The sequence below is a fragment of the Pseudomonas sp. 18173 genome (genome assembly GCF_050432945.1).
GTDB lineage: Bacteria > Pseudomonadota > Gammaproteobacteria > Pseudomonadales > Pseudomonadaceae > Aquipseudomonas.
In genome coordinates this window covers 31,901-54,411 of the sequence record NZ_JBKFTN010000004.1, presented here as the reverse complement: position 1 = coordinate 54,411, position 22,511 = coordinate 31,901, and the positions used below count along the sequence as shown (strand labels likewise).

General features: G+C 60.7%; 16 protein-coding genes and 2 pseudogenes. 5 read left to right on the top strand and 13 right to left on the bottom strand.

What is annotated here, in order from left to right; translation table 11 throughout:
• Positions 1-67 precede the first annotated feature (67 nt).
• From ACLD1X_RS05700 to ACLD1X_RS05685, 4 genes and pseudogenes are all read right to left on the bottom strand, one after another.
• Complete coding sequence (locus ACLD1X_RS05700; protein WP_429366504.1) at positions 68-1,510, bottom strand: mechanosensitive ion channel domain-containing protein; 1,443 nt, start codon at positions 1,508-1,510, stop codon at positions 68-70.
• Between the two features lie 213 nt (positions 1,511-1,723).
• Positions 1,724-2,350 carry an isochorismate family cysteine hydrolase YcaC gene (gene ycaC, locus ACLD1X_RS05695; RefSeq protein ID WP_007977984.1) on the bottom strand — a complete coding sequence of 209 codons (627 nt, stop codon included), beginning with the start codon at positions 2,348-2,350 and terminating at the stop codon, positions 1,724-1,726.
• 133 nt (positions 2,351-2,483) lie between these two features.
• Positions 2,484-2,630, bottom strand: a pseudogene (locus tag ACLD1X_RS05690) (hydrolase); the annotation flags it as partial.
• 92 nt (positions 2,631-2,722) lie between these two features.
• Entirely contained in the window at positions 2,723-3,589 is an 867-nt protein-coding gene (locus tag ACLD1X_RS05685; protein ID WP_429366503.1) for a pirin family protein, read from the bottom strand.
• 104 nt (positions 3,590-3,693) lie between these two features.
• Here ACLD1X_RS05685 and ACLD1X_RS05680 point away from each other — a divergent pair, with 104 nt between their 5' ends.
• Together ACLD1X_RS05680 and dkgB are read left to right on the top strand one after the other, a co-directional pair.
• Complete coding sequence (locus ACLD1X_RS05680) at positions 3,694-4,602, top strand: LysR substrate-binding domain-containing protein (protein ID WP_429366502.1); 909 nt, start codon at positions 3,694-3,696, stop codon at positions 4,600-4,602.
• Positions 4,603-4,848: 246 nt separating this feature from the next.
• Positions 4,849-5,652 carry a 2,5-didehydrogluconate reductase DkgB gene (gene dkgB / locus ACLD1X_RS05675; RefSeq protein ID WP_429366500.1) on the top strand — a complete coding sequence of 268 codons (804 nt, stop codon included), beginning with the start codon at positions 4,849-4,851 and terminating at the stop codon, positions 5,650-5,652.
• Positions 5,653-5,655: 3 nt separating this feature from the next.
• Here the strand turns inward: dkgB and ACLD1X_RS05670 are convergent, their stop codons facing one another.
• The 7 genes and pseudogenes from ACLD1X_RS05670 to ACLD1X_RS05640 all read right to left on the bottom strand — a co-directional run bounded on the left by ACLD1X_RS05670 (position 5,656) and on the right by ACLD1X_RS05640 (position 14,922).
• Positions 5,656-8,883, bottom strand: coding sequence for a transporter substrate-binding domain-containing protein (locus ACLD1X_RS05670; protein ID WP_429366499.1), 3,228 nt, complete (start codon positions 8,881-8,883; stop codon positions 5,656-5,658).
• On the bottom strand, positions 8,884-9,510 hold the full coding sequence (locus ACLD1X_RS05665; protein ID WP_429366498.1) for a response regulator: 627 nt from the start codon (positions 9,508-9,510) through the stop codon (positions 8,884-8,886).
• Positions 9,511-9,618: 108 nt separating this feature from the next.
• Complete coding sequence (locus ACLD1X_RS05660; RefSeq protein ID WP_429366497.1) at positions 9,619-10,020, bottom strand: chemotaxis protein CheY; 402 nt, start codon at positions 10,018-10,020, stop codon at positions 9,619-9,621.
• Between the two features lie 127 nt (positions 10,021-10,147).
• Positions 10,148-10,864, bottom strand: a complete 717-nt coding sequence (locus ACLD1X_RS05655; RefSeq protein ID WP_429366496.1) for an MgtC/SapB family protein — start codon at positions 10,862-10,864, stop codon at positions 10,148-10,150.
• 156 nt (positions 10,865-11,020) lie between these two features.
• Entirely contained in the window at positions 11,021-13,735 is a 2,715-nt protein-coding gene (mgtA, locus tag ACLD1X_RS05650) for a magnesium-translocating P-type ATPase (RefSeq protein ID WP_429366495.1), read from the bottom strand.
• A gap of 561 nt (positions 13,736-14,296) precedes the next feature.
• A pseudogene (locus ACLD1X_RS05645) lies at positions 14,297-14,422 on the bottom strand (hypothetical protein); the annotation flags it as partial.
• A gap of 17 nt (positions 14,423-14,439) precedes the next feature.
• The gene (locus ACLD1X_RS05640; RefSeq protein ID WP_429366494.1) at positions 14,440-14,922 is read right to left on the bottom strand and encodes a sigma-70 family RNA polymerase sigma factor; all 483 of its coding nucleotides are present in this window, start codon (positions 14,920-14,922) and stop codon (positions 14,440-14,442) included.
• Between the two features lie 342 nt (positions 14,923-15,264).
• On the opposite strand from ACLD1X_RS05640, the gene ACLD1X_RS05635 reads away from it, so the two are divergent.
• Entirely contained in the window at positions 15,265-17,682 is a 2,418-nt protein-coding gene (locus ACLD1X_RS05635) for a TonB-dependent siderophore receptor (RefSeq protein WP_429366493.1), read from the top strand.
• 409 nt (positions 17,683-18,091) lie between these two features.
• On the opposite strand, the gene ACLD1X_RS05630 is transcribed toward ACLD1X_RS05635, so the two are convergent.
• Complete coding sequence (locus ACLD1X_RS05630) at positions 18,092-18,604, bottom strand: PaaI family thioesterase (protein WP_429366492.1); 513 nt, start codon at positions 18,602-18,604, stop codon at positions 18,092-18,094.
• 376 nt (positions 18,605-18,980) lie between these two features.
• On the opposite strand from ACLD1X_RS05630, the gene ACLD1X_RS05625 reads away from it, so the two are divergent.
• Entirely contained in the window at positions 18,981-20,504 is a 1,524-nt protein-coding gene (locus tag ACLD1X_RS05625; protein WP_429366491.1) for a family 2 encapsulin nanocompartment cargo protein terpene cyclase, read from the top strand.
• A gap of 83 nt (positions 20,505-20,587) precedes the next feature.
• On the opposite strand, the gene ACLD1X_RS05620 is transcribed toward ACLD1X_RS05625, so the two are convergent.
• A complete protein-coding gene (locus ACLD1X_RS05620) occupies positions 20,588-21,571 on the bottom strand; it encodes a GlxA family transcriptional regulator (protein ID WP_429366490.1) in 984 nt (327 codons plus the stop codon).
• Between the two features lie 88 nt (positions 21,572-21,659).
• On the opposite strand from ACLD1X_RS05620, the gene inhA reads away from it, so the two are divergent.
• A complete protein-coding gene (gene inhA / locus ACLD1X_RS05615) occupies positions 21,660-22,346 on the top strand; it encodes an isonitrile hydratase (RefSeq protein ID WP_429366489.1) in 687 nt (228 codons plus the stop codon).
• Positions 22,347-22,511: the final 165 nt, after the last annotated feature.

Here is a 22,511-nt window from a genome sequence, read left to right as displayed (position 1 = left end):
CCACTGGCAGTGCCTCCTTGAAACAAAGGGCTTTTCGAGAACTGCTCGCGAACCGCGCAGCGGCCATTCACACCCGACTGCGCAACCATCGCAGGAAGCCCTTTTTCTCCACCGCCACCGGCAGGTCCTGAGTCAGGGTTTTCGCTTTGTGCAGCCGGTAATCGAGCAAGGCCTTCATCGCATCGTTGATGTCGTGACGGGCATCCAGGCACGGTTTGAGGTATGACTTTTCGATGCGGTACATGGCGCAGTAAGTCTTCGCGGCAAACTTCGCCGGCACCGAACTGTCGGTCAGAATGCCTGCCTCGCCGATCACTTCACCCGGTCCCATGCGCCCGGACTCGAACGGCACGCCGTGGCGGGTCAGTGTCACCGTCACCACCCCGGACTCGATGATGAACAGATGATCGCTGACCTCCCCCGCCTCAAGGATCGTGTCCCCGGCGCGGAACGATTGCAGCGACATGTTCTGGCTGAAGGTGTCTTTCTCTTCATTGCGCAAGGTGGAGAAAATCGGCGAGCTGTCGAGCAATGCCCGGGGCCGTGAAAGGTTGCCCGGCGGATTGGGCTCCACGCTCGACAGCAGGTTCACGCCCGACGCCTGCAAGTGGCGGTAGGCCAGGTCGAACAGTTGATTGCGCACCGAACGCTTCTCGTCCATCGACGCGACAAACCCGTTGATTTCATAGACCGCACCGGTGTTGCTGGCGCTTTTGAGGCCGACGCTCGGCGATGGAGTCTCCAGCAAAAAGCGGCAACCCTGCATGGCCCGCTCCAGGGCTTCGATGACCGTGTTGGGCCGCGCGTGCGGGCTCACTTCCAGCGAGACGGAAATGCCGAACATATCGCTCGGCCGGCTGAAATTGATGATCTTGGCCTTGGCCGCCAGGGAGTTGGGGATGACCGCCATGCAACCCTGGGAAGTCTGCAGGCGCGTGGCGCGCCAGTCGATATCGGTCACCTTGCCCTCCATGCCATCGATGGAGATGTAGTCATCCAGTTGGTAGGGTTTGGTGGTGTTCAGGACGATCCCGGAAAACACGTCGCTAAGGGTGCTTTGCAAGGCCAGACCGACAATGATCGCCAATGCACCGGACGTCGCCAGCACGCCCTTGACCGGTAGATCGAGCACATAGGCCAGGGCGGCAATGATCGCGATCAGGAAAATCACCGCGCCGAGCAGATCCTGAAGCAACCGCCCGGTATGCCCGACCCGCTGCATCATCACTGCGCCGATCAGCACGGTCAGGGTCCGCGCGCCGAACAACCACCAGCCGATCTGCAGACCGGTGGCCGCCAGATGCAAGGGTACGTTGTCGGCCCAGGGCGGCGGTTCCATCGGGTTCAGGCCTTCATTGAACAGCAGGAGGCTGAACAACGAAAAAATCACCACCCGCACCAACAGCCTCCACCCAATGCCAAGGGCACTGAGCAAATACCACAACCCAAGATCGATCAGGATCAGCGCCATTGCGCAGATCAGCGGGTGTTCAGTGAGCAACGACAGCATCAAGCAACTCCAGCCAGGGCCAATAACGCGAAGATCGCACGAATTGGCCATAGTGTAGGAGCAATTGATTTCGCTGGATTGTGCAACCGCCACAAAAACAAATGTGGGAGCGAGCCTGCTCGCGAAGGCTACTTGACATTCAACCTATGCGTTGACTGTTAGAACGCTTTCGCGAGCAGGCTCGCTCCCACAGAGGCAAGCGTGTTGCCTGGATTACTTGCTGTTGGTCAGCGTGCTGTAGCTGGTCATCAGGTTGCGGTAATCCGGAATATGGTTGGAGAACAGCGTGCCCAACCCTTCGATGTCGTTGCGCCAGTCGCGGTGCAGTTCACAGGCCAGGCCGAACCAGGTCATCAGTTGTGCGCCCTGAGCAGTCATGCGGCTCCACGCCGATTCGCGGGTCAGCTCGTTGAAGGTGCCGGATGCGTCGGTAACCACGAACACATCGAAGCCTTCGGCCAGCGCCGAGAGGGCCGGGAACGCTACGCACACCTCCGTCACCACACCGGCGATGATCAGTTGTTTCTTGCCGGTGGCCTTGATCGCCTTGACGAAATCCTCGTTGTCCCAGGCGTTGATCTGGCCAGGGCGGGCGATGTACGGCGCGTCCGGGAACTGGGCCTTGAGCTCGGGCACCAGCGGACCATTGGGACCGGTCTCGAAACTGGTGGTAAGGATGGTCGGCAACTTGAAGTACTTGGCCAGGTCGGCCAGGGCCAGCACGTTGTTCTTGAAACGGTCCGGATCGATGTCGCGTACCAGTGACAGCAGGCCGGTCTGATGATCCACCAGCAGCACGGCGGCGTTGTCCTTGTCGAGACGCTTGTAGGAAGTGGTCATTGCAGTAGTCCTCGTGTGTTATCGATGCCGAGTGAATCCCGGCGTGGGGTAACCGTTTAGCGCCGGGAGTCCAGCACTTCGTGTTCGTTCGCCACTTGCTGGGCCTTGAGGTAGCTCTCGATCAGCAATTGATAATGCGGCTGGCGCGCAGTTGGTGCACGTCCATGTCCTTGACGATCTGGAACAGTCCGCTCTGGTGGTCTATCAGCAACATGGCGGCGTCGTTGGGGTCGATGGTGGGTTTCTGGCCATCGAAGTTGGCAGCATTGACGGTATTCATAGGCGTTTCCTCTTTCTTGCAGGCAACAGCCATCCCTGGCCTCGGACCGGCCTACGCATCCTGTGTAGAGCGGGTTGTTGAAACGAAGCGGGTTAAGCGTGCATCCGGCCGAAGCGACCGGACTGGAAGTCGGCGAAGGCCTGGTGGATTTCCTGCTCGGTGTTCATCACGAACGGCCCGTGACCGACGATCGGTTCATCGATCGGCTCGCCGCTGAGCAACAGCACCACCGCGTCTTCGCTGGCTTCGAGGGTCAGCTGATCGCCTTTGCGATCGAACAGGGCCAATTGCCCCTGGCGCACAGACTCCAGGCCATTGACCTGAACCGTGCCGCGCAAAACCACCAGTGCGGTGTTGCGTCCTTCATGCAGATCCAGGGTGAGCAACTTGCCGGCATTCAAACGAATGTCCCACAGGTCGACCGGGGTGAAGGTGCGCGCCGGGCCCTGGCGGCCGGCGAACTCACCGGCGATCAGGCGCAGGCTGCCGGCGTTGTCGTGCAAGGCGATGCTCGGGATGTCCTGGTCGAGGATCGTCTGGTAGCCGGGGTCGGCCATCTTGTCCCTGGCCGGCAGGTTGACCCACAGCTGCACCATCTCCAGGGTGCCACCGCTTTTGGCGAATCCTTCGGAGTGGAATTCTTCATGCAGGATGCCCGAGGCGGCGGTCATCCATTGCACGTCACCGGGGCCGATCTTGCCGCCACTGCCGGTGGAGTCCCGGTGCTCCAGTTCGCCTTTGTAAACGATAGTCACGGTTTCGAAGCCACGATGCGGATGCTGACCAACGCCACGTCGTTCGGTGGTCGGGGTGAATTCAGCGGGGCCGGCATGATCCAGCATCAGGAACGGGCTGATGTGTTTGCCCAGGTTGTCGTAGGAAAACAGCGTGCGAACCGGAAAACCGTCGCCGACCCAATGGGTCCGTGGACTGGTGTAGATACCGATGATGTTTTTCATGGTGTCTCCTGGTGAGGTGAGTGAAGCCATGGACAAAGCTTAAAACCGTGACCTTTGCTGCGCTAGACTGCAAAAATCAGCTTTAGCGTTCTATTTGGAGAACGATGGTGGAAGACCTCAACACCCTCTACTACTTCACCCAGGTGGTGGAACATCACGGTTTCGCCGCGGCCGGGCGGGCACTGGACATGCCCAAGTCCAAGCTCAGCCGACGCATCGCCGAACTCGAGGAGCGACTGGGTGTGCGCCTGCTGCACCGCACCAGCCGGCATTGCTCTTTGACGGAAATCGGCCAGGCCTACTACCAGCGCTGCCTGGCCATGCGGGTAGAGGCGGAAAGTGCCGCCGAACTGATCGAGCGCAATCGCTCCGAGCCTCAAGGCCTGGTGCGTGTCAGTTGCCCGACGGCGCTGCTCAACTCCTGGGTCGGGCCGATGCTGACCCGCTACATGCTCAAGTATCCGCTGGTGGAGTTGTTCATCGAGAGCACCAATCGCCGGGTCGACCTGATTCACGAAGGCTTCGATATTGCGTTGCGGGTACGCTTTCCGCCGCTGGAAAACACCGACATGGTGATGAAGGTACTGGGCAACAGCACCCAGAGCGTGGTCGGCAGCCCGACCTTTTTGTCGCACCTGTCGACACCGGCCTCCCCCGCCGACCTCAGCGGCTTGCCGAGCCTGCACTGGGGCGCGGCGCAGCGCGAATATCAGTGGGAACTGTTCGGCGCCGATGGCAGCACGGCGATGATTCGCCATGCACCGAGAATGGTCACCGATGACCTGTTGGCGTTACGCCATGCGGCGGTCGCCGGGATCGGCATCGTGCACCTGCCCAGCGTGGTGGTGCGCGACGAAATTGCCGCCGGGCAATTGGTGGAGCTGGTACCGGGTTGGGCGCCGAAAAGCGGTGTCATCCATGCGATCTTCCCTTCACGTCGGGGGTTGCTGCCATCGGTGCGCACGTTGATCGACTTTCTCGGGGAAGAATTCAGCCGCAGTGATATTGCTTAGGGGCCGGGGTAAGGCTTTGGACCGAGTCGCCGCCATCGCGAGCAAGCCCGCTCCCACATTTGGAATGCATTGCCCCTGTGGGAGCGGGCTTGCTCGCGAAGGCGGCGGATCAGACACCATTACCCAACCGGACTGCCGATGATTCATGATTTGCGGTAAACATTGCTTTGCCGCTCCAGCGGTTTTTCTCACGGATGCAGGCGCGGATACTGCCGCCCATTCCCACTGCAACCACTGGAGTCATCAATGTCCATTCCCGCCTTCGGCCTGGGTACGTTTCGCTTGCAAGGCCAGGTGGTCATCGATTCGGTGAGCACCGGCCTGGCGCTCGGCTACCGGGTGATCGATACCGCGCAAATCTACGAGAACGAAGCCGACGTCGGCGAGGCTATCGCAGCCAGCGGCATCGCCCGTGAAGAACTGTTCATCACCAGCAAGATCTGGGTCGCCAACCTGGCCGGTGATCGCCTGATCGACAGCCTGAAGGAAAGCCTGCGCAAACTGCAGACCGATTACCTGGACCTGACCCTGATCCACTGGCCGTCGCCGGAAGACCAGGTGCCGGTCGAAGCGTTCATGGGCGCCCTGCTCGAAGCCAAGCGCCTGGGCCTGACCCGCCAGATCGGCGTGTCCAACTTCACCATCGACCTGATGCAGCAAGCGATAGCGGCCATCGGTGCCGAGCACATCGCGACCAACCAGATCGAACTGCACCCGTACCTGCAAAACCGCAACGTCGTCGCGTTCGCGCAGAGCCAGGGCATCGGCATCACGTCTTACATGACCCTGGCTTACGGTGAAGTCCTCAACGACCCGCTCATCCAGCAGATCGCCGAACGCCTGCAAGCAACCCCGGCTCAGGTCACCCTGGCCTGGGCCATGCAATCGGGTTACGCCGTGATCCCCTCTTCCACACGCCGGGCCAACCTGGAAAGCAACTTGAAGGCGCGCGAGCTGACCTTGAGCGAGGCCGACATGGCGTTGATCGCAACGCTGGATCGCGGCCATCGCTTGACCAGCCCCAAAGGCATCGCGCCGATCTGGGATTGAGCCTCAATCCTGCTCGATACTCTGGTCCAGGCGGGTCATGGCTTGCTGCAACTGGTCGACGGCGGCGTCGACCAGTACCGCACGGCCGTCATGGCACGCCCGCTCCAGTCGTTCGCAACACGCGACCAGGCCAAGCGCTCGCACCATCAGCGCCCCGCCCTTGATCCGGTGTGCCAGTTCAAGCAATCCGGGACGATTGCCGCCAGCGTGCAAGGCCAGTAAATGTACGCGGTCCTCGCGATTGCTCTGCGCCAGATCGTGCATCAGTTGATCGAACAGCTCACGGTCCGAATCCGCATAGCGCTCCAGCCCACTCAAATCGAATTCGGCGAAACCACGGTCGGCAGGTGCCGCTGGTGTTGCGCTGGAAAACCGCTGGGCCAACCACGCCTGTAAATCCACCAGGCGAATCGGCTTGAACAGGCAATCATCCATGCCCGCGGCCTGACACCGAGCCCTCTCCTCGGGCTGCGCATTGGCGGTAAAGCCCAGTATCAGCGTTGACGACAGCCCCTGCACCCGCTCCTGCTCACGTATCGCGCCCGCCAGTTCATAACCACTGAGCAGCGGCATGTTGCAGTCGGTGATGATCAGGTCGAACCCGTCGGTGCGCCACTGTTCAAGCCCCTGGGCACCGTCTTCGGCCAGCACCACGCGATGGCCCAGGTAGCTCAACTGCCGCGAGAGCAACAGGCGATTGGCCGGATAATCGTCGACCACCAGAATCGACAACGCCCGGGTCGTGAGCTGCGCCGGATCCCGGGGCATCTCCCCTGCGGGTAACGCTTGCAGGGCGGGCAGCAGCAGGCTGATGTCCACCCGCGTGCCGCGCCCGAGTTCACTGTCGAGTTGCAACTGGCCGCCCATGGTTTCGCACAGGGTACGACTGATCACCAGGCCCAGGCCGGAACCTTGCCGGGCGCTCTGCTGGCTGTTGCCCGCCTGCACGAAAGGGCTGAACAGGCGTTGCTGGTCGAAAGCGCTGATACCGATGCCACTGTCCTCGATCTGCACGCTGACGGCGAGATGCGCCGGGGCTTGAGGTTGCGCCCGCAGTGTCAGGCTCACCCGGCCTTCACGGGTGAACTTGATCGCATTGCTCAGCAGATTGGACAGCACTTGTTTGAAGCGTGTGGGATCGAGCATCACGTCACGGTCACTGTGTTCGTCGAGTTCGACCCGCCACTGCAGATTCTTCTGCTTCGCCAGCCCTTCGAAAACCCGGCAGACGGACGTCACCAGCGCGTGCAGGTTGACCCGTTCCGGCGCCAGCGACAAATGCCCGGATTCGATGCGGGCGACGTCCAGAATGTCGCCGATCAGATCGAGCAATTGCTGCCCGGCGTCGGACGCTACCTCGATGGCGGCGCGGTCGGTCACGCCTTCATCGGCCCGTTTCAACGCCAGTTCGAGCATGCCGATCAAGGCGTTCATCGGTGTACGGATTTCGTGGCTCATGGTGGCCAGGAACGTGGTCTTGGCGCGGTTGGCGTCGTCCGCCGCGTCCTTGGCTTCCTGCAATTGCCCGAGCAATTGCTGGCGCTGGCGAATCTGCCGCCGCTGCCAGACGATCCCGGCCAAGGCGAGCAACAGCAAGGCACCCGCCACCGCAAACGCCTGCACGATTGCCTGCCGGTGTCGCAGCCAGTAGCTCTGCTCGACCATCGAGTCATAGCGCCAGGGTTGGGTCAGCTCGTCGATTTCTTCGGGAGGAATGCTCAACAGCGCCTTGTCCAGAATCGAATGCAGTTCGCTGGCCTCACGACTGGTTGCCAGGGTGCTTCGCGCAGGGTCGGTGCCCACGGTGCTGGTCACTTGCAGGCGATCGCGGTACTGCCGGGAAATCAGGTAACGGGCGCTGATCAACGAATTGATGCTGCCCTGGGCCTTGCCCTGGGCAACCATTTCCATGGCGTCCGTGGACAATGGCGCATCCACCAGCCGGATCAGCGGGTAATGCTGGCGAATGTACTCGCCGGCGATGTTGCCCTGGGTCAGCGCCAGGTTTTTTCCCGCCATGTCATCCAGCGTCCTGGGGCTGTCCGTGGTTGCACGAGTCACCAGCACCGATGGGCTGCTCAGAAACGAGCGGGTGAACAGCAGTTCATCTTCACGCTGGGAGCTGAGGCCGATACCGGCCAGCACATCGATCTGCCCGCTGGTGACGCCGCTCATCATCTCGGCTATCGACTTCATGCCCCGGATGTCGAATTGCAGCCCGGTACGCGAACTGATTTTCGTCAGCACATCGACGCCAATCCCGCGAAACTTGCCTTCGCTGTCGATGAATGTAATGGGCGGAATATTTTCGTTGATCGCGACCTTTACCCGTGGGTGGCGTTCGAGCCAGCGCTGTTCGGCCACGCTCAATTGCAATGACTGGGTGCCCGGGATAGAGACCCCGTTTGCCCCCCAACGACGCAGGATATTCATTTGTTCATTGGTGGTGATGGCCGCCAGCGCCTTGTTGACGATGCGCAATAACGCAACGTTGTCGCGGGTCATCGCAAAGGCAAATCGCCCGGACTCCATGGGCGAGAAGTCCGTCAACTGCACGTTGTTCAGGTAGTTCCTGCTGATCAGGTAATGGGCATTGATCGCATCGCCCAGATAGACATCGGCCTGACCGAATGCCACCGCGCCCATCGCTGCCAGTGTCGAGGGAAACAGCTGGACCTGCGCCCTGGAATAGAACTGTTGCACGCTGTATTCGGGCAAGTAGTGATACAGCATCACCAGCCGCTTGCCGGCCAGTGTCGGGTCAAGCACCGGGGGAAAATCGGTACGCGTGACCAGCACCGGCTGATCCACGGCGTAGGCGCTGGACATCTGCAACTGCGGATCTTCGGCTTCAAATCGATTGGCCGTTCCCAGCAGGTCGGCCTGCCCTTCCTTGATGGCCTGCACCGCGTCAGCCCGCGACGGATAACGTTGAACCACAATGACGACGTTCAACATCTGTTCGAGCAACCCGGCGTAATCGGCTGTCACGCCTTCGAACACTTTGCCCGCCGTATTGAACTCGAAGGGAGGATAGTCCGGCGCCGAGACAGCCAGCACCAATCGACCCTTCTGCTGTAGCCAGCGCGACTCGGTTTCCGACAACCTGGCGCTCATGCCTTCGATGCTCGAACGTCCCAACAAGGTCAGCGGCTGCTGGGCACAGACCGTCGATGTCCATAGAAGAAGGCCAATCAGCACCCCACCCGCCAGTCGCCGGAGTGCGTTCATTCAGATCAGATGATTGCGCAGGGCGAAATCCCTCAAGTGCACCGACGAGTTCACGTTGAGCTTGAGGGTGAGTCGGGTCTTGTAGGTACTGACAGTCTTGTAGCTCAGGTGCATGGTCTCGGCGATTTCCAGGTTTTTCGAGCCCCGGGCCAGGTACTGCAGAATGGTCAACTCACGATTGGAAAGCTTGTCGATCAACTGCTTTTCACTGCGTTGCAAATCCCCCATCGACACGGAACTCGAGGGGATCTGGGCGAAATAGGTATAGCCGGACATCACAGAGTTCACCGCGGCCTTCAAGTCGTCCAGGTCCTTGCTCTTGGAAACATAGGCAACGGCCCCGGCCCGCATGCAGCGATCCTGATAAAACTGGGCCTCCAGCGAGGTGAACACCACCACGCGACATCGTGTGTTTTCCGCCTTGATACGGTCCATCACCTCAAGCCCCGCCACGCCCGGAAGGCCCAGGTCAAGCAACATGACATCCGGTTGATGCTCCCGGATCAACGACAACACCTCATCGCCACGGGAGGCCTCGTAAATCCGCTTGAATCCTTCACCCTTGAGTACGAGTTTGATCATGGAGCGAACCACCGGATGATCTTCCACAATCAGTGCTGACTTCATGACAACTCCCGTGCAAAACAACACGATCGGGCAAAAAAAGCCCACCAGGCAACGCAGCGGTTGGGCACAACGCTGCGCATAGACTCTTGCATGGAAGGCTGAAAAGGACTACCTGACAGAAATGACAGTTCCGACGAACGGTCGCCGATGATCGACGGCGCTCATCAACTGCGTGATTGACGCCAGGTCAGGCAGAGCGACCTGGCTGACCTGGACTTTGCCCCCAGCTGGCGGCAAAGGCGCCTGCTGTTCATTGAAGATGAACCCGTGATGAACCTGCGAGTTGTCGGCAAGAAAACTGAACAGGTCCAGCGCTCCGTTGGCCATCGCCCCATTGATGAGCACCAGGTCCAGAGGCTCGCAACCGTACTCCACCAGTGGCAGGAGTTCTTCGAGGCTCTGCACCGGCGCCACCCGAAAGTAGCCGAGCTGGTTGAGCAGCCGCTCGATCCGCAGGCGATTGAAGTGCTGCGCATCGGCAATCAGGATGCGCAAGGATTTGTTCGGCAAGGTGACCTCCAAAAGGATGTCGGTTTCAAGAGGTCGCACAGCCTACGGAAGACGTTCTTAGGTTTATGTAGGAATATTCCTAAATCTATGTGGGTTAGTCTGACTATTGCCAGGGAAGCCCTGGCCTTTACTCCGTGGTACTCGGACTCCAGAACGCCTGCACCACCAGGGTCGACATCGAAATCCGCGCCACCAGCGCATCCAGTTCATCACCATCGACCGAGGTGGTCGCCAGGGTGGCTTCGATTTCAATTTCATCCGTGCCGAAGGCATGCACATCGACATCGCTGGCCGGATAGTTGCTGCGCTCCAGCTCGGCTTCGAGCAGGGCCAGCACGGTTTTTTGCTGCGTACGCCGGGCGATGACATAGACGATGTTGGTGACTTCCGTCGAAATCACATCCAGCGGCTGACGGTTGATGTTGTTGACGATCGGCCGCAGCAAGGTGTTGGCCGCGAGTACGAATAGCGTGCCGAGCAACGCTTCGGCCAGCAGGTCGGCACCGGCACAGGCACCGACTGCCGCCGAGGTCCAGAGGGTCGCGGCGGTGTTGAGGCCGCGCACGTTGCCCTCCTCGCGCATGATCACCCCGGCACCGAGAAAGCCGATACCGGACACCACATACGCCACGACCCGCACGGCACCTTCAGCCCCGCCGAGACGGTTGGCCATGTCGACGAAAATCGCCGCGCCCACCGCTACCAGCACGTTGGTGCGCAGGCCGGCGGTGCGCTGCCGGTACTGGCGCTCGAAACCGATCAGGCCACCGAGGATGAAGGCCGCGCTGAGGCTGACCAGGGTGTCGAGCAGTGACGTCAGGTTGAGGTTATTGATGGCTTGCATAAAAATTCCTTGAAAAACCCACAATCCCCTTGTGGGAGCGGGCTTGCTCGCGAAAGCGGTGGGTCAGTCGATGATGATGGTGACTGATGCATCGCATTCGTCGGAACGCCGCCCGGACCAAGCCCGCTCCCACAAGGGCATTGTTGTACTGTGGCTTTATTGCCAGCCAAACCGCCGGATGTAGAACCCTTTCACCGCCTGGGTCAGCGCCATGTACGCCAGCAGGATCACCGGCAGGAACACGAAGTACAGCGACGGCAATGCCTGCAGCTTGAAGTAATGCGCCAGCGGTCCCATCGGCAGGAATATCCCCACGGCCATGATCAGCCCGGTCATCACCAGCAACGGCATGGCCGCGCGGCTCTGCAGGAACGGGATCTTCGGCGTGCGGATCATGTGCACGATCAGTGTCTGGGTCAGCAGCCCGACCACGAACCAGCCCGACTGGAACAGGGTCTGGTGATCCGGGGTATTGGCATCGAACACGTACCACATCAAGGCGAACGTCGTGATGTCGAAGATCGAACTGATCGGCCCGAAAAACAGCATGAAGCGCCCGACATCCGCCGGCTGCCAGCGCTGCGGTTGCTTGAGCATTTCGTCATCGACGTTATCGAACGGGATGGCGATCTGCGAAATGTCATAGAGCAGGTTCTGCACCAGCAGGTGCATCGGCAGCATCGGCAGGAACGGAATGAACGCACTGGCCACCAGCACCGAGAACACATTGCCGAAGTTCGAACTGGCGGTCATCTTGATGTACTTGAGCATGTTGGCGAAGGTCCGGCGGCCTTCCAGCACGCCCTCCTCCAGCACCATCAGGCTTTTTTCCAGGAGGATGATGTCGGCCGCTTCCTTGGCGATGTCCACGGCGCTGTCCACGGAAATGCCGATGTCGGCGGTGCGCAGGGCCGGGGCATCGTTGATGCCGTCGCCCATGAAACCGACCACATGGCCGTTGCCCTTGAGCAGACGGACAATGCGTTCCTTGTGCGAAGGCGTCAGTTTGGCGAAGACATTGGTGGTTTCCACGGCTTTCGCCAGCTCGGCATCGGTCATGCGCTCGATGTCGTTGCCCATCAGCAGGCCCTGTTGTTCCAGGCCGACTTCGCGGCAGATCTTCGCCGTCACCAGTTCGTTGTCGCCGGTCAGCACTTTCACTGCCACGCCGTGGGCAGCCAGCGCCTTGAGCGCCGGGGCAGTGCTTTCCTTGGGCGGGTCGAGAAACGCCACGTAGCCGATCAGCGTCAGTGCCTGCTCATCGGCCAGGCTGTAGGTGTCGCGTCCTTCGCTCATCGGCCGTGCCGCTACCGCCACCACACGCAAGCCCTCGGCGTTGAACATGGCCGTGACCTGGCGAATGCGCGCCAGCAATGCTTCGGTCAAGGCTTCATCGACTTCACCGTGACGCACCCGCGAGCAGACCGCCAGCACCTCTTCCACCGCGCCCTTGCAGATCAGCAGGTGCGGTTGATCGCGCTCGGCAACCACCACCGACATGCGCCGCCGGGTGAAGTCGAACGGAATCTCGTCGACCTTGCGAAACGCCGTGCCGACTTTCAATTCGCGATGGATTTCGACGTGTTCGAGTACCGCCACATCCAGCAGGTTTTTCAGGCCGGTCTGGTAGTAGCTGTTGAGGTAGGCCATTTCCAGCACGTCATCGGAGTCGTTGCCCCAGACATCGACGTTGCGCGCCAGGAAGATCTTGTCCTGGGTCAGGGTGCCGGTCTTGTCGGTGCACAACACGTCCATGGCGCCGAAGTTCTGGATGGCGTCGAGGCGTTTGACGATGACTTTTTTGCGCGACAGGAATACTGCGCCCTTGGCCAGGGTCGAGGTGACGATCATCGGCAGCATTTCCGGGGTCAGGCCCACGGCAATCGACAGCGCGAACAGCAGCGCTTCGGTCCAGTCGCCCTTGGTGAAACCGTTGATGAACAACACCAGCGGCGCCATCACGAACATGAAGCGGATCAACAGCCAGCTGACTTTGTTGACCCCGGTCTGGAACGAGGTCGGCGCCCGGTCAGTGGCGCCGACCCGCTGGGCCAGGGCGCCGAAATAGGTGCTGTTACCGGTGGTGAGAATCACCGCCATGGCCGTGCCGGACACCACGTTGGTGCCCATGAACAGGATGTTGTCCAGGTCCAGGGGGTTGAACGTGTTGCGGTCCTGCTGACGGGGAAATTTTTCCACCGGCATCGATTCACCGGTCATCGCCGCCTGGCTGACGAACAGGTCCTTGGCGCTGAGCACCCGGCAATCGGCCGGAATCATGTCACCGGCCGACAACACGATCAGGTCGCCCGGCACCAGTTGCTTGATCGGCAATTCGATACGCTGCGCGCTCAGGTCCTCAAGGTCCCGGCGCATCACCGTGGCAGTGTTGCTGACCATGGCCTTGAGGGCATCGGCGGCCTGGTTGGACTTGGTTTCCTGCCAGAAGCGCAGCAAGGTCGAGAGCACCACCATGGAGAAAATCACGATGGCGGCTTTCATGTCTTCGGTCAGCCACGAGATGACCGCCAACAGCGTCAGCAGCAGGTTGAACGGGTTTTTGTAGCAGTGCCACAGGTGCGTCCACCAGGGCAGCGGTTGTTCGTGCTCGACTTCATTGAGGCCGAATTGCTCGCGCAGGGCATCGGCTTCAAGTTCGCTCAGGCCGTCGGTGTGACTGCCCAGCTTGTTGAGCAATTGACCCGTATCGCTACCGGCGGCGGCCACCAGGGTTTGCGCCAGGGTCGGCGGGACTTCACGGCTGACCGTGGTGTCGGTGAAGGTTTCCAGCAACGCCAGGCGACGGAAGTGCCGGGCGATATGGCGGTTACGCAGGAAACCCGCGAAGAATTCCTTGAGGGTAAGTTTCATGGCTGGTGCCCCTTTGGTCAGCCGGGAAACCGTCGAGCAGGCAAGTCCATACCTGTGCCGCCGGAACAACCGGCAAAGCAAGGCCTGGCGCGCCGGTCACGAATGACAGGCGTGTCGATAGGGCGGCGGCCACGACAAAAAAAGTCGAAACCACGCTCTGTTCAGCGTCGATGAGAGGGACGTCGGGACACGGCCGGGAATGGCCGTGATCAGGATGCCGCTGCTCGCTTTTCGGCGAGACAACGGCACAGGAGACTGCGCGTTATCTTGCCGAGAAAATGCCGGTTACCGAGACCGGCCGACAACTGTCACTCGAACAAGTACCCACTGTGGGTCTCCGTAATGGATGAAAACGCGCGAAGCTTACGCCCCGATGTTTGGAGAGTAAACCCGTTACAAAATCTTGCCGGGGGAAATGCTGGGTTCTTCAGGAAGGGTTCAGGATTCTGGATTTGCTGTGTTGCTTCTGGCCTCTTCGCGAGCAGGCTCGCTCCCACAATGGACCTGTTTTTACATTGCCGGTGTGGGAGCGAGCCTGCTCGCGAAGACGCCTTTACTGACTCAACTGGCCATGGCCAACAACAGATCCACCACCGACCGCCCATGCTCGTACAGCGAGGCGGCAATCTCATCGGCGCGAATCGGCAGGACCGACAACAAGGAGTCGCTCAAGCCGTGGCTGGCCTGTTTGATGAATCCGGGGATCACTGGCCTTCCCACTGGCGCATCCGCACACGGCAATGCTTCATGGCATTGACGATGTGCTTTTCCACCAGTGCACGGGAAATGCCCAGTTGCTCGGCGATCTGCGGATGGGACAGGCCCTCGATCTTGCGCAACAGGAAACTCTCGCGGCACAGCCGTGGCAACTCCGCCAAGGCCCGCTGGAGCATGTCCAGGCGCTGGCCGTGATCGAGGACCTTGTGCGGCGAGGGCGTGAAGTAGCGTTCTTCGCTGTCGAGCACCTCCAGCGGCTCGGCACGACGCAAGGCGTTGCGCCGGTGGTCATCGATGACCAGGTTCAATGCGGTGCGATAAAGGAAGGCACGGGGCTGCTCGATCGGCGCATCGCTGGTCCGTTCCAGCACGCGCAGATAAGCGTCATGAACCACATCTTCGGCCACCTGGCGGTTGCCCAGCCTGGCGTTGAGGAAACACACCAGCTCGCGATAGTAGTTTTCCAACATGACTCCCGTCCGCACGGGGGTGCGGTTTCATTCCTTGAGCCCTTTGTACGACCGCTGAAACAAGCAGTGGCACGATAGTGGCAGTTCGAGTCGCGTAATTTATAGTAATTCTCATATAGATTTAAAGTACTGCTTCAACTTGCCCGGCATTTAGTCACGAACCCCGTGCAGGAGCGAGCTCGCTCGCGATGGACGTCAACGAGCGCGCAACGGTCTGACGTTGAGTGCCGCGCGCAAATCATTGTTTTTTGAAGTTTGTTTTCCGGTTTAGCCAAAGTGGTGCGTCTAATAATAATTATCATTAACTAAAACTGCACACACCATTCCGGAGCGATTCGAGCAATGCAAAGCCCTACCCTGTCCCGCGCGCCGCTGGCACTCGCCATCGAACGGCAAAAGAGGTTCCGCACGGTTGTGCCGGGCGCGCTGTTGACCCTGTTGTTGCTGGGAACCTCCCAGGTCGAGGCGGCTCCGGTGAACGTCAATGTGCCGTCCCAGTCGCTGGCCAGTGCATTGCGCCAACTGGGCCAGCAGACCAACCTGCAGATTCTCTACAGCCAGGACATGGTCAACGGCATCAAGTCCACGGCGGTGTCCGGCAGCATGGAAGCGGAACAGGCACTGAAAACCTTGCTGCTGGGGAGCGGCATCCATTTTCAGTTGAATGGCAACACCGTGTCGCTGGTGCCATCGGCCGGTGACTCCAGTGCATTGCAGCTGGGTGCGACGGCCATTACCGGCCTGGCGCTGGGGCCGACCACCGAAGGCTCGCACTCCTATACCACCAATGAAGTCACCATCGGCAAGGGCAACATCAAGCTCAAGGACATCCCGCAGTCGGTGTCCGTCGTCACGCGCCAGCGCATGGACGACCAGAATCTGAACAGCCTGCAGGACGCCATGCGCCAGGTCACCGGCGTGACCATCAAGACCTACAACTCCGGCTCCAGCCTCAACGACATCTACATGCGCGGCTTCCTCGTTGACCAGGTGCAGGTCGACGGCGTCTCGCAGCCGACCGGCCAGGGCGACATGGCCACCAGTTTCGACCTGGCGATGTACGACCGCATCGAAGTGCTGCGTGGCCCGGCGGGCCTGTACCAGGGCGCTGGCGAACCCGGCGGCACGATCAACGTGGTGCGCAAGCGCGCCCTGAGCAAATTCGCCCTCGGCGGTGAACTGGCCGCCGGCACTTATGATCGCTACCGTTCTTCGGTGGACGTCACCGGCCCGTTGAACGACGAGGGCAACGTGCGCGGTCGCTTCATCACCGCCTACGAGAACAACAAGTCCTTCGTCGACTACGCGAAGAATGAACGCCCGATGGTCTACGGTCGCCTGGAATTCGACCTCGACCCGGTCACCACCCTGTCGGTCGGCGGCGCCTACCAGAAGAACAACTCCACCCCGGCGTTCGGTTTGCCGGCCTACGCCGACGGCTCGTTGCTCGACATTACCCGCTCGACCTTCGTCGATGCCAAGTGGAACACCCTCAACGAAAAAGTCTGGGAAACCTTCGCCGAACTCGACCACGAGCTGGACAACGGCGGCCAGTTCAAGACCACCCTGACCTACCGTGACGCCGAAACCCCGGAGCGTAACTTCACCTGGGCCGACGGCACGGTCGACCCGGCCACCGGTGACAGCTGGGCCGTGGCCTACGACTACTACACCCACATCAAGACCATCGGTGTCGACAGCTTCGTGACCACGCCGTTCGAGTTCGCCAATCGCCGGCACGAGTTCACCCTGGGCGCCGAGTACCAGCACCTGGACAAGGATTTCACCTACGGCGGCGGCGAGTACTTCCCGATCAACGTGTTCGATCCGGGCAGCATCGACATTCCCCGCAATGACTATGCGCACGTCAACGGCAACTGGTCCAAGTACGATCAGTACGGCGTCTACACCCGCGCCAGGTTCAACGTCACCGACTGGCTTGATGTCCTCGGCGGCAGCCGCGTGACCTGGTACGAAAGCGACGCGAAGAACGCCAACGCCTTCTTCAACAACTTCGGCCAGGCCCACACCAGCATCAACCGCAAGGTCATACCGTACGGCGCTGTCATCGGCAAGATCACCCCGCAACTGTCGACCTACTTCAGCTACACCAGCGTGTTCAAACCGCAGAGCGAAATCGGCACGGACGGCGAGCCGGTCGGCCCGCGTGAAGGCAAGCAGTACGAGATCGGCCTCAAGCGCGAATTCTACGAAGGCCGCCTGAACGCCAGCATCGCCGCCTTCCGCATCTACGATGAAAACCGCGCCGAGTACGACAACAACTCCGGTGCCTACATGACCGAAGGCAAGGCACGCAGTGAAGGTTGGGAAACCGAGCTGAGCGGCAACCTGAGCGATAACTGGAGCATCGTCACCGGTTACGCCTACACCTCCACCCAGTTCCTGGACGGCGACCAGGCCACCAAAGGCAAGACCTTCAGCACGATCACGCCCAAGCACAACTACAACCTGTGGACCAGGTACGAGTTCACTGACGGCCCGCTCAAGGACTTCAGCGTCGGCGGTGGCGTGCGCGTGGTCAGCGACACCTACTACCAGCGTGACGTGAAGTTCCAGCAAGGCGGCTATGCCGTCACCACGGCCCAGGTCGGCTACAGGTTCAACGAAAACCTGTCGTCGACACTGACCGCCAACAACCTGTTCGACCGCAAGTACTACGACCGCGTCGATGCCTCCTGGGGCACCAACTTCTACGGTGACCCGCGCACCGTGACCCTGAGCCTGCGCGCGCAGTACTGATGACTTGCTGCTTCCACTCGCAATGGCCGTTAACGATAACGCGTGTTTCCTGGTTGAACGCTGCGCCTGTGAGTCCATCGCGAGCGGGCTCGCTCCTACAGTGGACCGGTTCCGTTTTCTGCTTGCGCGGCGGCCCTGATGGCTGACTGCTTCCACCTGTAGGAGCGAGCCTGCTCGCGATGGTCGTCAACGATTACGCGTATTTGCTGGTTAAACGCGGCGCTCTCGAGTCCATCGCGAGCGGGCTCGCTCCTACAGTGGACCGGTTCCGTTTTCTGCTTGCGCGGCGGCCCTGATGGCTGACTGCTTCCACCTGTAGGAGCGAGCCTGCTCGCGATGGTCGTCAACGATTACGCGTATTTACTGGTTAAACGCGGCGCTCTCGAGTCCATCGCGAGCGGGCTCGCTCCTACAGTGGTCCGGTTTTGTTTTCTGCTTGCGCGGCGGCCCTGAGTTGCCCGGTATCGGCGCGGACAAAGATGGAGTCCCCTATAGCGGTCAGGACATCCCCGGCGAACACCTCACAGATGACCCGGCTTTTACGCCCGACTTCGCCCTCGACTTTTGCACGCAGCGTCAGGCGCACCCCCATCGGGGTGGGCTTGATGAACTTGATGCCCAGGTTACCGGTGACACAGGTGACGTGGGGCAGGCTCCCCACCTCGCGCTGTTCTGCCCGGTAGTGATAAGCCATCGCCGCCCAGTTGGAGTGGCAATCGACCAGCATCGCGATCAAACCGCCGTAGACCAGGTCCGGCCAGCCGCAATACTTGTCGTCGGGCATATGCTCCGCCATGACATGCACCCCGTCTTCATGCCAGTAGCTCTTGATGTGCAGCCCGTGCGGATTCTGGCTGCCGCAGCCATAACAAACGCCTTCGGGCGCGGCGATGTCTTGAAGCGAAGTATTCTGCGTGGTCATAGCGTGTCCATCCTTTATACCCGGGGCGAATCGTCGTGGTTCAAAGCGGCCGATCAATAAAGTGGAGATGCATTCGCCTTTTCCAGTAGGAGCGAGGAGCGGACAGTATCGGGCCGATGCCGATAATACATAGCCGATACAGGCTGCAGAAGATCTTCCCGGCAGCACCTGTTCAAGCGCCCTGCAGGTATGCCAGCGAGCGGAACGCGTGGGCCATCTCGCAAGCTCCACGGGTTGCAACGTTAGCCACTGCGGCAGCTTGCGACGGTACTGCAGTTGAACTAGATTTTTGACTCACACAACCACACGTCTGGCGTTCACTACGAAGTCTGGTCCGCAGTCATGTCCAGTAGCGAAGACATAATGGAGTCTTGCTATGGAAGAGTTACTGATACTGGTCAGCCCGACAGATCGCCAGACCGGCCATGCCCCAAAAATGCAGGTGCACCGCCAAGGCCTGCGACACCGCGCATTTTCCGTTTTTATTTTCGATCGCAATGGGCGCTTGCTACTGCAACAGCGTGCGCTTGGCAAATACCATTCCGCGGGGCTTTGGACCAACACCTGTTGCGGTCATCCTCGTCCGGGTGAACGAACTGTCGCGGCAGCACAACGGCGATTGCGCGAAGAAATGGGAATGACCTGCAAGCTGATCAAAGTCTCGACGCTGCTTTATCACGAACCCGTTACCGACGATCTGATCGAGCACGAATACGATCATGTATTCGCAGGCATCTGCGACACGGACCCGGTCGCTAACCCCGATGAGGCCCTGAGCTGGCAGTGGCTGGCACTCTCGCAGATTTGCGCGGCCATCGACGCTGCCCCGCAGACGTTCACCACATGGTTTCTGAAGATCTTCGAGATATTCCACTTGAACGGCGTACAGCAATGGCATGACCTTGCATTGAATGCCACGCGGCGAAGCCCGACAGGATCACAATGGCATGTACCTCCACTGCATTGCCCAGCGCCATGTCGGATCGATGAAGCGCTCGCCTCAGAGGTCGATGACCGGCTGATGCGCTGGATTGAAAAAACCGGCATCTTCGCCGGCCAGCAGCAAAAGATTCGCGCCTCGGGTTTCGGGCGCTTCGCCATGTTGTGCCACACGGACACCGACGATCCGGATCGCCTGCTTTTATCCGCTCAATGCATTGCCGCACTGTTCGCCGTGGATGACTACTACTGCGATGACGAAAGCACCGGATCGATACCCGCACTGGTTGGTCCCAGGCTGTCCGTCGCGCTCGCCGCACTCGAGCCCGCGCACTTGATCGAGCCTCATCGTGCGGATCTGGAACTGGCCCTGGCCAGCGACCCCGTGCTGGTCGGCCTGAGCGCGTACATGACACGTGTCACCGAGTTCGCCACGCCTGCCCAGATCGCCAGGGTCCGCCATGAAATCATCGCCATGTTCGTCACGATGACTGCCGAAGCCGCCTGGCGCATCAATGGCATTACCCCGGCCCTCTGGGAGTACCTGGCCCAGCGCCAGATCAATAGTTTCCTGCCTTGCATGTCGTTGATCGACGTCATCGGTGGCTATGAATTGCCGGCCAATGTCTACTCCTCACCCGCCGTGCGGCGAGTCACGACGCTCGCTGCCAGTGCGACGATCATCGCCAATGACCTGTACTCGGCCCCCAAGGAAAGCCGGGCTCAAGTCGGTGACTTCAATCTGCCGTTGCTGTTGGCGAATGAACCGGGCTGTTCGATCAAGCACGCCATGAAGCAAAGCGTCGCTATCCACGATGACGTGATGCGCCTGTATGAAGCTGCCGAACAAGAGGTGCTCGCGGACGCCTCACCGCTGCTCAAGCGTTATCTGGCCGGGGTAAAAAGCTGGGTGGCGGGCAGTCTGGAGTGGCATCGGCACAGTGGTCGCTACCAGACCTGAACTCTGACTGCCCGGCGAGTTGCCGGTACTGGGCTGGATATTGGCCGGTGGGGCAATTGCATCGGACTCAGGCATAAAACGGTTCAACGCTCCACTGTATCTGCTGCAACACTGACCGAAAACCGCTCCCGATAAGCCTGCGGCGTCACGCCCATGGCCCGCAGGAAGCTACGGCGCAGGGTTTCTTCGCTGCCGAAGCCGCATTGCACCGCCACCCGCTTGATTGGCACGCCGGTATCGTTGAGCAGACGCCGCGCGGTTTCGACGCGGATCAGTTCGATGGCCCGGGCCGGGGTCTGGCCGGTGTCGGCGCGGTAGTGGCGCACGAAGCTGCGTTCGCTCATGCCGGCCTGCAAGGCCAGGGTCGGGATGCCAAGATCCTGGGTCAGGTTTTCGCTGATCCAGGCGTGAAGTTCGTCGAAACGGCTGCCTTCCTGTTGCAGTGACAGGGTCACGCTGAATTGCGACTGGCCACCCGGACGCTTGAGAAACACCACCAGTTGCCGGGCGACTTCCAGGGCCATGCTGCGCCCGAGGTCTTCTTCGACCATGGCCAACGCCAGGTCGATGCCGGCCGTGACCCCGGCCGAGGTCCAGACAGGGCCGTCATTGATGAAGATCGGGTTGGGCTCGACGTGCAGTCGCGGGTGCTGCTGCGCCAATTGCTCGCAGCGGGTCCAGTGGGTGACCACGCGCCGGCCATCAAGCCAGCCGCTGGCCGCCAGCAGGAACGCACCGGTGCATACCGAAGAAACCCGCCGGCAGCCACGGGCATGCTCGCGCACCCAGGCGACCAACGGCGCATCTTGCGCCGCTGCGTAAACACCCCAGCCGCCGGCGATGATCAGGGTATCGGTGCCCTCATCCGGCAACGGTTCGGCCAACAGCGCCAACCCCGCCGACGACATCACCGCCCCGCCGCCGCTGGCAATCACGGTCGGTGCGTAGGGCGGCGGCCGGCCTTGCTGACGGGCTATGTCGTTGGCCGACGCGAAAACCTGCAACGGCCCGGTGACGTCGAGTATTTGCACATTGGCGAAAGCGAGCACATGGATGGTTTTCGACATTTGGCGTAATTCGTGGGGAGATTGGCGTATACGCCAAAGCCTACGGGCCTACAGTCAAACCGTCCACCCACTTCACGAGAAAAACACCATGACGTTGCAGATCGGTTTTCTGTTGTTTCCACAGGTTCAGCAACTGGACCTGACCGGCCCTTATGACGTACTGGCCTCTCTACCGGATGTGAAAGTGCATCTGGTCTGGAAAGACCTGATGCCGGTCACCGCCAGCACCGGACTGCTGTTGAAACCGACCACCACTTTTGAAGACTGCCCGGCGCTGGACGTGATCTGCGTGCCCGGCGGCAGTGGCGTCGGGCCGTTGATGGAAGATGACCACACCCTGGGCTTTCTCAAGGCTCAGGCGGCCAACGCCCGATACATCACTTCGGTGTGCACCGGTTCGCTGGTACTGGGCGCGGCGGGATTGCTCAAAGGCAAACGCGCCACCACTCACTGGGCGTATCACCAATTGCTCAAGCCGCTGGGCGCAATCGCGGTGAACGATCGGGTGGTTCGTGACGGCAATCTGTTTACCGGAGGCGGCATTACCGCCGGTATCGACTTCGCCCTGACCCTGGCCGCCGAACTGTTCGACCAGGCCACTGCCGAGCTGGTGCAGTTGCAACTGGAATACGCCCCGGCCCCGCCATTTACCGCTGGCAGCCCCGAAACGGCCCCGGCCAGTGTGCTGGATGAGGCTCGCCAGCGGGCTGCCAGCTCGCTGAAGCTGCGGGCGGAAATCACCGAGCGCGCGGCGGCGAAACTCGACCGCCAGTGAAAAAATGGCGGCGGGAACCCGGTTCCCGCCGCCACGACCTTTCCTGCGCCCACAAAAAAACCCGCCGAAGCGGGTTTTTCCAAGACCATGACGACTCCCTGTCGCAGCGTTCCTTGCATATGGTCGATCATCCATGATCCTGAGCACATCCTGTGCTTCAGTGGG